The sequence below is a fragment of the Methanogenium sp. MK-MG genome, assembly GCF_009914725.1.
Classification (GTDB): domain Archaea; phylum Halobacteriota; class Methanomicrobia; order Methanomicrobiales; family Methanomicrobiaceae; genus Methanogenium.
In genome coordinates this window covers 1-12,406 of the sequence record NZ_JAAAWJ010000058.1, presented here as the reverse complement: position 1 = coordinate 12,406, position 12,406 = coordinate 1, and the positions used below count along the sequence as shown (strand labels likewise).

General features: G+C 50.4%; 6 protein-coding genes and 1 CRISPR repeat array. All 6 genes read left to right on the top strand.

Going from position 1 to position 12,406, the window contains the following annotated elements; translation table 11 throughout:
• Positions 1-10: 10 nt before the first annotated feature.
• Entirely contained in the window at positions 11-862 is an 852-nt protein-coding gene (gene cas7c / locus MKMG_RS08510) for a type I-C CRISPR-associated protein Cas7/Csd2 (RefSeq protein WP_165077292.1), read from the top strand.
• On the top strand, positions 859-1,554 hold the full coding sequence (cas4, locus tag MKMG_RS08505) for a CRISPR-associated protein Cas4 (protein WP_165077290.1): 696 nt from the start codon (positions 859-861) through the stop codon (positions 1,552-1,554). The genes cas7c and cas4 overlap by 4 nt, the downstream gene beginning before the upstream one ends.
• Before the next feature lie 2 nt (positions 1,555-1,556).
• Entirely contained in the window at positions 1,557-2,588 is a 1,032-nt protein-coding gene (cas1c, locus tag MKMG_RS08500; RefSeq protein ID WP_165077288.1) for a type I-C CRISPR-associated endonuclease Cas1c, read from the top strand.
• Between the two features lie 9 nt (positions 2,589-2,597).
• Positions 2,598-2,888, top strand: coding sequence for a CRISPR-associated endonuclease Cas2 (cas2, locus tag MKMG_RS08495; protein ID WP_165077286.1), 291 nt, complete (start codon positions 2,598-2,600; stop codon positions 2,886-2,888).
• Between the two features lie 291 nt (positions 2,889-3,179).
• Positions 3,180-9,036: direct repeats of the CRISPR family, unit length 32 nt; unit sequence GTCACACCCTTCGCGGGTGTGTGGATTGAAAT.
• Positions 9,037-10,011: 975 nt separating this feature from the next.
• Entirely contained in the window at positions 10,012-11,805 is a 1,794-nt protein-coding gene (locus MKMG_RS08490; protein WP_165077285.1) for an ABC transporter ATP-binding protein, read from the top strand.
• Positions 11,798-12,406 (top strand): ABC transporter ATP-binding protein (locus tag MKMG_RS08485; protein ID WP_165077283.1); only part of this gene is annotated, 609 nt, incomplete at its 3' end. The genes MKMG_RS08490 and MKMG_RS08485, both read left to right, overlap by 8 nt.

The window sequence follows — 12,406 nt, the reverse complement described above, 5'->3', positions numbered from 1 at the left end:
ATCTTAACAGATGAGTGAATGTATTAAGAACCGGTATGAGTTTGTATTGTTGTATGACGTAGAGAACGGGAACCCGAATGGCGACCCTGACATGGGCAATATGCCCCGTATTGATCCCCAGACCGGATGCGGTATCGTAACGGATGTGTGCCTGAAGCGAAAGATACGGGATTACGTTGATCTGGTAAAAGAGGGTGAGCCGGGATATGAAATCTATGTGAAATCCGGGGCTGTACTCAATGACCAGCACGCAAAAGCCTATGCACATCTGGGGATGAAACCTGACAAAAAGAAGCCGAAAGACGATGAACTGACGAAGTTCATGTGCAAGAATTTCTTTGATATCCGCACCTTTGGTGCGGTGATGACGACCGAGGTGAACTGTGGTCAGGTAAGAGGCCCGGTGCAGATCAATTTTAGCCGCAGTATTGACCGGATTTACCAGCAGGAGATTACGGTCACCCGGCTTGCCGTGACGAAACCGGCCGATGCTGAGAAGGGCCAGACGATGGGGAAAAAGCAGATTGTGCCGTATGGACTCTATCGTGCAGAGGGCTACATATCAGCGAACCTGGCAAAGAAGACCACCGGGTTTAGTGAAGACGATCTTGAACTGTTCTGGGACAGTCTGGTAAATATGTTTGAGCATGACCACTCAGCAGCACGGGGAAAGATGTCTGCCCGAAAACTGATCGTATTCAAACATGATACTGAACTCGGCTGCTGTCAGTCCCATATCCTGTTCGATAAAGTCAGTGTGGAACGGATTTCCGGTGACCGGCCACCGCGTGCATTTACCGATTATACAGTTACCCTGTCCACAGACATTCCGGATGGTGTCTCTCTGATTGAAAAATTATGAGAGATATACGATATGCGGATGATGAGCTCTTGTCGTTATCCGGCATACAGCATTTTTGTTTTTGCAAACGGCAGTGGGCACTCATTCATGTCGAACAGCAATGGGCGGATAATCTGAGGACGACCGAGGGGCACTTCCTCCACGAACGGGTAGATGACCCGTTTTTTACCGAAAACAGAGGGGATGTCCGGATATCACGGGCATGCCCCCTTGTTTCGTACACGCTGGGTCTGTATGGTATCGCTGATGTGATTGAATATACCCGCTCTAAAGAAGGTGTTTCCATTCCTGATTGTGAGGGGCGGTGGACAATGATGCCTGTCGAGTATAAGAGGGGAAAACCGAAGATCGATGAGCGTGATGAGGTGCAGTTGTGTGCACAGGTTATCTGCCTGGAAGAGATGTTCGGTGTTGAAATTACAAGCGCTGATTTTTATTACTACGAGATCCGCAGACGCATTCACACCGACATGACGGAAGAACTGAGGCAGCTGGTGTATGCTCTTGCAGAGGAGATGCACCATCTGTTCCGTGAAGAAATAACCCCTCCGGCCCAAAAGAACCGTAAGTGTAGTCTTTGTTCTCTTTTTGATGTCTGTATGCCGAGACTGACGAAGAAGAATCGATCTGTTGAGACCTATATCAAAAACCATGTCCGGGATGCATGTACGGATACGAACGGGGAGCTTTGAGCATGAGAAAACTTCTGAATACGTTATATGTGACGAATCCTGATTCGTATCTGGTCAAGGACGGGGACAATGTCGTTGTGAGAGTTGACAACACGGAGAGGTTCCGAATTCCGGTGTATAATCTGGAAGGGATTGTCTGTTTTGGATACATGGGGGCAAGCCCCAAATTAATGAGATTATGCTCGGATAACAACATTGCGCTCTCATTTTTAAGCCCACAGGGGCAGTTTCAGGCACGCGTCAGCGGAAGGGTGCGGGGAAATGTCCTTCTCAGACGAACACAATACCGGATGGCAGACAGTGCCTCTGATTCGCTGGAGGTTGCAAAATCTTTTATCATCGGAAAGACGGTGAATTGCAGAACGGTGCTGGGGAGAGGCATCCGGGATCACGGTGACACGGTAGACAACATGAAAGTAACCACAGCCGACAGACTGCTCATTGAACACATGCTGAAGATTGAGGATTGCACGACGGCAGATAGTCTCCGGGGCATCGAGGGGAACTGCGCACGATTTTATTTTTCTGCTCTTGATGAGCTGATTCTGAAGCAAAAAGACGATTTTTATCTCAGGGAACGGAACCGGAGACCTCCCCGTGACAATATGAATGCGATGCTCTCTTTTCTGTATACCCTTCTTGCGCATGATGTTGAATCAGCACTGGAAACGGTCGGGCTGGATCCGTATGTGGGATTTTTCCATACGGACAGACCGGGCCGAGCCAGTCTTGCGCTTGATATGATGGAAGAACTCCGTCCGTTTATGGCCGATCGTCTTGCACTGAATTTAATCAACCTGAACCAGGTGAAGGCAAAAGATTTTCTCAAAAAGGAGAATGGCGGTGTACTCATGACAGATGACGGGAGAAAAGAGATCCTCGGTGCATGGCAAAAAAGAAAACAGGACGAAGTTACTCACCCCTATCTCGGAGAGAAGATATCTGTCGGACTGATACCATATGTTCAGGCAATGCTTATGGCCCGCCATCTGCGGGGAGATATTGATGGGTATCCGCCCTTTTTTATGAATTGAGGTATTTCTATGATGGTTTTGGTTACGTACGATGTGAGCACGGAGTCTGATGGCGGAAAGAAACGACTCAGAAAGGTTGCAAAAGAGTGTGTCAATTATGGCCAGAGAGTGCAGAATTCTGTTTTTGAATGCCTGCTTGACCCTGCCCAGTTTGCAAAGCTTAAACACTCTTTGTGCGGGATTATTGATGAGGAAAAGGATAGTCTCAGATTTTATTATCTGGGAAAGAACTGGAAAAACAGGGTCGAACACTTTGGTACCAAGGGTGGGTATGATCCGGAAGGGCTATTAATTGCATGACGACTGCGAACCGGAAGCGCCCAGAGAATCCCCGGCGGCTTCGCAGGAAAATTATTTTTTTGCATATAACCTTTTTGATGATTTTCCGGGTGATACGGGACCGGATTGTTATTTTAGATCCTGACGTAGCCCGCAATTAAATATTGCCCAAGATATAATTTAAAATAATTATTTTCAGGATTAGAATTTTTTTCCAGGGTGTCGATATATGTCGCAGTTTGCAATTGCCAACCCGATATCTAAAAACCAATGCGTAATTTAATATTCAAAAAAGTATAGAATAAATTTGCAGTCACACCCTTCGCGGGTGTGTGGATTGAAATCCTTCGCCATGCACGATGCCGTCACGCATAAACTGTCACACCCTTCGCGGGTGTGTGGATTGAAATCTAAGCAGACTGATTAGATCAGGCCACTCCTTCCCGGTCACACCCTTCGCGGGTGTGTGGATTGAAATCAGTACATCAAGAAGACCTTGGAATCGGGCCCGGGTCACACCCTTCGCGGGTGTGTGGATTGAAATTCGTCCTGATCGGTCATCAATGAGATCAAAACCGTCACACCCTTCGCGGGTGTGTGGATTGAAATAGGCAGATGTAATGCCTTTTGGATATCGGTTGCTATGTCACACCCTTCGCGGGTGTGTGGATTGAAATATTTTAGTTACACGGTGTTATTCAATAATGCTACGTCACACCCTTCGCGGGTGTGTGGATTGAAATCACTGGCAGCTAAGGGTGGTGTGACAGAGGAGCATGTCACACCCTTCGCGGGTGTGTGGATTGAAATGTGTGGTGTCGTGCCGTCCGTGTTCTGCCCTCCGGTGGTCACACCCTTCGCGGGTGTGTGGATTGAAATTCATCAGGCGGTTGCACTGCGGACAAAAGTGAGCGTCACACCCTTCGCGGGTGTGTGGATTGAAATCATTACCTCGTGTTGAGTGCGTCCCGATAGCGGGCGTCACACCCTTCGCGGGTGTGTGGATTGAAATCATTACCTCGTGTTGAGTGCGTCCCGATAGCGGGCGTCACACCCTTCGCGGGTGTGTGGATTGAAATCTCGACGCCGTAGGACAGGAGGGCATACCATGTGTCACACCCTTCGCGGGTGTGTGGATTGAAATTTTTCGGCATCAAGCGCCGCCCGTGACAGGTAATAGTCACACCCTTCGCGGGTGTGTGGATTGAAATCCATGGGGCACCCCACTGTTTGATATCGGTCTCGCGTCACACCCTTCGCGGGTGTGTGGATTGAAATTCAAACCGCATGGAATCGCTACATGTTGCTGCTGACGTCACACCCTTCGCGGGTGTGTGGATTGAAATCGGGGAGAGCGTGCCCCGGCCCGGCCCATCCGCGGTCACACCCTTCGCGGGTGTGTGGATTGAAATCTGGACGCCGGTGTCCTGGCGTCTGTCAACAACGTCACACCCTTCGCGGGTGTGTGGATTGAAATAGAAACGATCTTGAAGAGGAGGAGGAGGAAGAGGTCACACCCTTCGCGGGTGTGTGGATTGAAATCTGGACGCCGGTGTCCTGGCGTCTGTCAACAACCGTCACACCCTTCGCGGGTGTGTGGATTGAAATATCCCATGCGGGGTATGCAGAGGGTTTAGAGGTTAGTCACACCCTTCGCGGGTGTGTGGATTGAAATTTCAACCACAGCGCCTGTAAGTGCCTCGGGTGTGGTCACACCCTTCGCGGGTGTGTGGATTGAAATACCTAACCTCCTGCTCTTCTGCCTACCGGTCACCGTCACACCCTTCGCGGGTGTGTGGATTGAAATATTAATAAGCTTGTACTGCCATCTTTCGACCAATGTCACACCCTTCGCGGGTGTGTGGATTGAAATTATACCTGCGACAGCGAACCCGTCCGGCGCCGTGTCACACCCTTCGCGGGTGTGTGGATTGAAATGTCCACGACGGTGATTTCAGGCGGGCCCGGAAAGTCACACCCTTCGCGGGTGTGTGGATTGAAATCTTACATGCAGCTTCAAACTCACTGCCATACACGTCACACCCTTCGCGGGTGTGTGGATTGAAATCAAGATCACAGATAGAAGCAGCCGCAAAGATCGGTCACACCCTTCGCGGGTGTGTGGATTGAAATTGATACCGTTTTGCCATACCCTCAATCAGTGATGTCACACCCTTCGCGGGTGTGTGGATTGAAATCCTGCAGAGGTCTGTCCTAAATTGGCTATATACAAGTCACACCCTTCGCGGGTGTGTGGATTGAAATTCTACAGAACCGGAGAAAACTAAAATAGCCTTAAGTCACACCCTTCGCGGGTGTGTGGATTGAAATATCCCCACTCTGCCAAAGTCTCAGGATGTTTTGGTCACACCCTTCGCGGGTGTGTGGATTGAAATAACCCGTTTGCACTCAACGCCATACGGAAAAAGTGTCACACCCTTCGCGGGTGTGTGGATTGAAATATATTGATCTCAGTCTGCACAGAGTAATAATCAAGTCACACCCTTCGCGGGTGTGTGGATTGAAATATTGTAGGACATTTGTAATATGTGGTATGACATGTCACACCCTTCGCGGGTGTGTGGATTGAAATCATTGAATCGCTGAATAACTCCGTTATCCTGTTTCGTCACACCCTTCGCGGGTGTGTGGATTGAAATTCGGTTTCGGCGGCGTTTTCCATCGCTTCAAGTTTCGTCACACCCTTCGCGGGTGTGTGGATTGAAATTGCTACTATACTAGGCGACCTATCATATAGTCGCGGTCACACCCTTCGCGGGTGTGTGGATTGAAATTTTGCCTTTATCAAGTAAAATAACTTGTTGGAGGGTCACACCCTTCGCGGGTGTGTGGATTGAAATCCCCTTTAACCATCCCTCAACGTCCGACTTTGACGTCACACCCTTCGCGGGTGTGTGGATTGAAATTCTCCCGGTCGCCGTCTGTTTTGCCCACGCCAGGTCACACCCTTCGCGGGTGTGTGGATTGAAATGCCCAGTCGGCGGCAGATGTGTTCCATGCGCCAGTGTCACACCCTTCGCGGGTGTGTGGATTGAAATATCAATATCTACCGCACCAGTGATGATGCCACCGTCACACCCTTCGCGGGTGTGTGGATTGAAATAAGCGGATGATAACGAAGTATTGCGAACAGTGTGAGTCACACCCTTCGCGGGTGTGTGGATTGAAATACCCTTGTAGGATGGTCTGAAAGTGTAGATACGGCGTCACACCCTTCGCGGGTGTGTGGATTGAAATCGCGATGACACCGGGTCTCATAGCGCTGCCCGGTCACACCCTTCGCGGGTGTGTGGATTGAAATTTTCGGCGTTGTTTATACGTTCTTTTATTTCGTCTATGTCACACCCTTCGCGGGTGTGTGGATTGAAATTGCACCGTTGCTCCACTTGCAGTCAAACGAGTTGGTCACACCCTTCGCGGGTGTGTGGATTGAAATTCGGGTGCAGTGTCCTCGTCAAGGATCCAGAGATGTCACACCCTTCGCGGGTGTGTGGATTGAAATTTGCCGGTGAACCCAGTGCCGGATGTCGCTGCAACCGTCACACCCTTCGCGGGTGTGTGGATTGAAATATCGTGGTATCATATCCGATGACGATCTTAGGCGTCACACCCTTCGCGGGTGTGTGGATTGAAATAAGCCTTTTGGAAGTTTAGCGCGGATAATAGAATGTCACACCCTTCGCGGGTGTGTGGATTGAAATACGGTCACTCATCCCCATATCATAATCACCACCGTCACACCCTTCGCGGGTGTGTGGATTGAAATAAAGCTGCCCGCATTATAGGTTTCACTCCAGATTGTCACACCCTTCGCGGGTGTGTGGATTGAAATTGAGTCCGTTCTAACGCATCAATGGTCCGCTTAGTGTCACACCCTTCGCGGGTGTGTGGATTGAAATCCTGCCACCGGGTCGATTATCAGAACCGTTTCTGTCACACCCTTCGCGGGTGTGTGGATTGAAATTTGGGAAAGCCTTCGGTGATTTAAAAACACAGTTGTCACACCCTTCGCGGGTGTGTGGATTGAAATAGCGGAAGGCATGCTGCAGCAATTTTGACATTTGCGTCACACCCTTCGCGGGTGTGTGGATTGAAATAATCTCACAGTCATGCGGGTTGTGCTCCGCGAGGTCACACCCTTCGCGGGTGTGTGGATTGAAATACGCCCACATCAGCACCTCCAGTCCCGGATTTCGTCACACCCTTCGCGGGTGTGTGGATTGAAATGATTCCTTTGGTTACTACGCTACCCGCGAGGGAAGGGGTCACACCCTTCGCGGGTGTGTGGATTGAAATGCCTTAAGCGCGGCGTTCTCGTCGGTGATGTTCTGTCACACCCTTCGCGGGTGTGTGGATTGAAATATTGTGACCGGGTAGGAGACCGCAGTAATCGCCGCGTCACACCCTTCGCGGGTGTGTGGATTGAAATACGGTCACTCATCCCCATATCATAATCACCACCACGTCACACCCTTCGCGGGTGTGTGGATTGAAATTTTGCTCCTGATATACTTATGCTGCGCGCCCTTGTCACACCCTTCGCGGGTGTGTGGATTGAAATCAAACGCGGGCACGGCGGGAGCCGGCGCTTTATAGTCACACCCTTCGCGGGTGTGTGGATTGAAATAATACCAAACGGGAATTTGGACCGGGCCAACGAGTCACACCCTTCGCGGGTGTGTGGATTGAAATTCCACTTTACGCACCACAAGCGCATTGACTGGAGTCACACCCTTCGCGGGTGTGTGGATTGAAATGCGGTGAGTGTATCTGACACGCCAGATACTCTGGTCACACCCTTCGCGGGTGTGTGGATTGAAATCCCTTCCGTGCCAGTTTTACGAATGCACTACAGGTCACACCCTTCGCGGGTGTGTGGATTGAAATCGGGAAAACGCCATCAAACTTGTCAAGGGCATTTGTCACACCCTTCGCGGGTGTGTGGATTGAAATTCGTCTGTGTACTCGTTCGTTCCGCTTGCCACCCCGTCACACCCTTCGCGGGTGTGTGGATTGAAATCAAAGCACCTGCAGCCAGGAAATCTTGGTGGCTGGTCACACCCTTCGCGGGTGTGTGGATTGAAATGTGGTGCAGGTGTCTCAACGACTACGCTTCAGGTCGTCACACCCTTCGCGGGTGTGTGGATTGAAATACACAGACAAAACCTGATGCATACGCAAAGTATGTCACACCCTTCGCGGGTGTGTGGATTGAAATGGCTCCCCCCGCTATCAAAGAAGTCATCGCAGGGCGTCACACCCTTCGCGGGTGTGTGGATTGAAATCCAGCTCCATGGCTTGTTCGCGCATGGCGTCGAAGTCACACCCTTCGCGGGTGTGTGGATTGAAATACATCGTTAGAATATGCCTGAATTGCAAGTTTCGTCACACCCTTCGCGGGTGTGTGGATTGAAATAGGAGACAGTTACAAACCGTTACTTTACAAGCGCGGTCACACCCTTCGCGGGTGTGTGGATTGAAATCCATATGGCAGGTTTGACCCAACAACACCCGTGTTGTCACACCCTTCGCGGGTGTGTGGATTGAAATTTTGGACCGATTGAACCCGCCGCGATTGAACCACGTCACACCCTTCGCGGGTGTGTGGATTGAAATAGCCAGGGCAAAGAAAAGATAGTGGTCAATGGAGGTCACACCCTTCGCGGGTGTGTGGATTGAAATTTTGCCAGGTATCGCAGAGTAGAGATCAAAAATGTCACACCCTTCGCGGGTGTGTGGATTGAAATCGGAACCATACACTATTGCGGAAATCATCTGCCCGGTCACACCCTTCGCGGGTGTGTGGATTGAAATCGATCAGGTGATCGCCCAGTCGTGGCAGAGATACGTCACACCCTTCGCGGGTGTGTGGATTGAAATTACCTTGATGGCTCGGTTCGGGTCATTCGGCGAGACGTCACACCCTTCGCGGGTGTGTGGATTGAAATGAGTAGATACCAAACAGGATTTGAAGGATATGAAGGTCACACCCTTCGCGGGTGTGTGGATTGAAATTGGTCAGAAGGCAACCACAGATGCAGACAAAACTTGTCACACCCTTCGCGGGTGTGTGGATTGAAATGGGAAAACTCCTGCCGTTGGAAACCATGATACCCGTCACACCCTTCGCGGGTGTGTGGATTGAAATCAGCAACAAAATATGTTTCTATCCTCTCTGTTCCTCATCGATTGTGCGTTTCTCCCTCCCGAAACGGAGAATTGCAATTCATTCATTCATTCATTTTTGGAATGAAAGCACCAATACGCCAGTTAACGCTCAAATTGCGTATAAATCGAGCGCAAACCTCCTCCCAAACAACCTTGCATCCCCCAAAAAACCCATCCCCACAGAAGCCCGGAGCGGCCCCATCACACCCGGAGACACCCCATACATCCTCTCAAAAACGCGGACAACCACGCCCCCGTAATACTCTGCAATAATCAGACAACAGCTAAAATAACGCACAGAACAGCCGTATTTTGAGGGCATCCGGGAATGGACAAAACGGCGTCCGTTTCTGCCGTATTTTTCCGAAATAACGGGGATTGGTGGCCAGAGAGAACCATCTTTTTGCATAAACACACCCGCAGCACCCGTAGCGTAAAGACGAATATCCACTGACCGGAACATACACTGACCGGAACACCCCCATCCCCCAAAATCCCATAAATACCTCGGTTTGCTCCATCATCCAAATATTTCATAAAAGATTCACCATTTCCGAAAAAAGTCCGGCTCAGCTTAATTGCGACCAAACAATGAATTTTCATAGGGAGATATGCATATATCTACTGAATTCCCGGACGAACCTACCTGCGTTGAAAGAAAAAACCATGGAGATAAACACCAGGCACCCCTGGAGAGATATCATCCTGGCGCATTCTGTGTCGGACATCGGAGTTCTGTCCGAACCCATTGACCACCCTTCGCACCCTGCCGGAAAAGAGCGCATAATATACCGGTAACAAAAGCATATCACCCGTGAAAACAGCAAAAAATGTGAAATCTGACAATACCGGAATTGCCCCGGAGCACCCTGCCTCACGGCACCGACAAAACTCCCCAGGCATCCCGGCATCCTGAAATAACGAAAAATATTCATCCCTTTTTGAGGAAATTATTGTGACAAAAAATGATAATAAAGGAATTTCATGGCTCCTTGACATCGCAGGCAACTATTGCATACTGATAATACTGGCATGCATTTTGTCTGGAATCAGCGCCATTCTCTCACTTATTCCGTATATCTGTATCTGGTTCGTGGTCAGGGACATATTCCATGCCTGGCCGGACCTCTCAACCGCGACAGGCGTGACCTGGTACGGCTGGCTTGCGGTCGGTTTTGCCGTCCTCAGTATTCTGTTCTATTTCGGAGCTCTGATATGCTCCCACCTGGCAGCATTCCGCGTCGAAAAGAACATACGAAAGGAGGCAATGCACAAGATCGTCACCCTGCCACTGGGCTTCTTTGACCAGAACACCAGCGGTCGCATGAGAAAAATCATCGACGACAATGCCGCAGTCACCCACACCTTTATGGCGCATCTCCTGCCTGACCTGGCCGGTGCTGTGGTAATGCCTGTTGCCACACTGATCCTGCTCTTTGTTTTTGACTGGAGACTGGGACTCGTGAGTCTTATCCCGCTGGCCCTGAGCGTATATTATCTAAAACAGATGATAGGAGGGGATCAGGCAGGCTCAATCCAAAAATACATGGACGCACTGGAAGAGATGAACACCGAGGCCGTTGAATACGTACGCGGCATCCCTGTAGTGAAAGTCTTTCAGCAGACCGTCTACTCATTCAAGGATTTCCACCAGTCAATTCAGAAGTATAGAGACTGGGCACTGGACTACGCCCTTCGTTGCCGCCTGCCAATGACAAATTACAAGGTAGTCCTCAACGGAACATTTTTCCTGTTGATCCCTGTCGGATTGCTGCTCATCGCACACGCACCCGACTATAAGGGCTTCCTCCTGAACCTGATCTTCTACATCCTCTTCACCCCGGTATGTGCGGTGATGATGAGCAAGATCATGCGTCTCGGAGAAGGGTATTTTGTAGCAACCGAAGCGGTAAGCCGTGTCACCGAACTATTAAACGAAGAACCCCTCCCCCAACCGGCACACCCCGAAGAGCCAGAGGACCGTTCCATTGCAATTAAAAATGTCTCTTTTACCTATCCGGGAAGTGGGGAGAAAGCACTGAATACCGTCAGTCTTGTAATACCCGAAGGAAAGACCTGCGCACTGGTCGGGCCGTCCGACGGAGGAAAGACAACCATCGCAAGTCTGATCCCACGCTTCTGGGATGTGCAGGAAGGTGCCGTTGAAGTGGGCGGCGTGGATGTACGTCACATCACCTCAGACCACCTGATGGAACAGATTGCGTTTGTGTTCCAGAATGCTCACCTGTTTAAGGCAAGCATCCTGGAGAATATCCGGTTTGCCAGACCGGGTGCCAACCGTGAGGAAGTCATGAAGGCAGTAGAACTGGCCCGGTGTACCGACATCATTGAAAAATTCTCCCAGGGTCTGGACACGATCATCGGAACAGATGGTGTCTACCTCTCAGGCGGCGAACAACAGCGTATCGCACTGGCACGTGCAATCCTAAAGGACGCTCCGATCATCATCTTAGATGAGGCAACCGCATTTGCCGATCCTGAAAACGAGTATCAGATTCAGCGTGCATTTGAAAAATTAACCGCAAACAAGACCGTGCTGATGATCGCTCACAGACTCTCATCTGTACGCAATGCGGACTGCATCATGGTCATCCGGGACGGCGAAGTGAAAGAGCAGGGAACCCACACCCGGCTTCTTGCAGAAAACGGATTGTATGCAGAGATGTGGCAGGAATACCAGCGTTCGGTACAATGGAAAGTGGGGAATGAGGAGGGTCATCATGCTTAATTATCTCCAGAACCGTTTTGCTCTCAGTGAGCAGGGAGCAAAGGACTTCATCAAAGGGAGCCTGTATTGCACACTTGCGGATATCAGTCTAATGGTGCCTCTCGGTCTCGTGTTCATCCTGCTGGATGCCCTCCTAAAACCGATGCTTGGTGTGCAGACCGATCAGACCCCCGATATTCTCCTGTACACAGTGGCAGGTCTGCTCATTCTGGGTATCATGTTCATCTGTCACTGGGTCCAGTACGGCAGTGTATTTGTCAGTACATATCGTGAAAGTGCGGCACGCCGCATTTCTCTGGCAGAAAAGATGCGGCATCTGCCCCTATCCTACTTTGGAAAGAAGGATCTCTCGGATCTGACAAATACCATCATGGGCGACTGTGCCACCCTGGAGACTACCTTTTCCCATACCATGCCGCAGTTTGTCGGTGCATGCATCTCTACCGTTCTGGTTGGTATTGGAATGCTGGTCTTTGACTGGCAGATGGGACTGGCCCTGCTCTGGGTGATTCCTGTTGCTATGGTCATTATTATCGGCTCAAAGCGGATACAGGAAAAAGGGGCACAGAAGCATTACGACGCGAATCGAGCCTGTGCAGAT

What these genes read in the sequence shown, in the direction of transcription:
- cas2 (WP_165077286.1), top strand. Translation starts at nt 2,598, where the DNA reads ATGATGGTTTTGGTTACGTACGATGTGAGCACGGAGTCTGATGGCGGA.
- cas7c (WP_165077292.1), top strand. Translation starts at nt 11, where the DNA reads ATGAGTGAATGTATTAAGAACCGGTATGAGTTTGTATTGTTGTATGAC.
- cas1c (WP_165077288.1), top strand. Translation starts at nt 1,557, where the DNA reads ATGAGAAAACTTCTGAATACGTTATATGTGACGAATCCTGATTCGTAT.
- cas4 (WP_165077290.1), top strand. Translation starts at nt 859, where the DNA reads ATGAGAGATATACGATATGCGGATGATGAGCTCTTGTCGTTATCCGGC.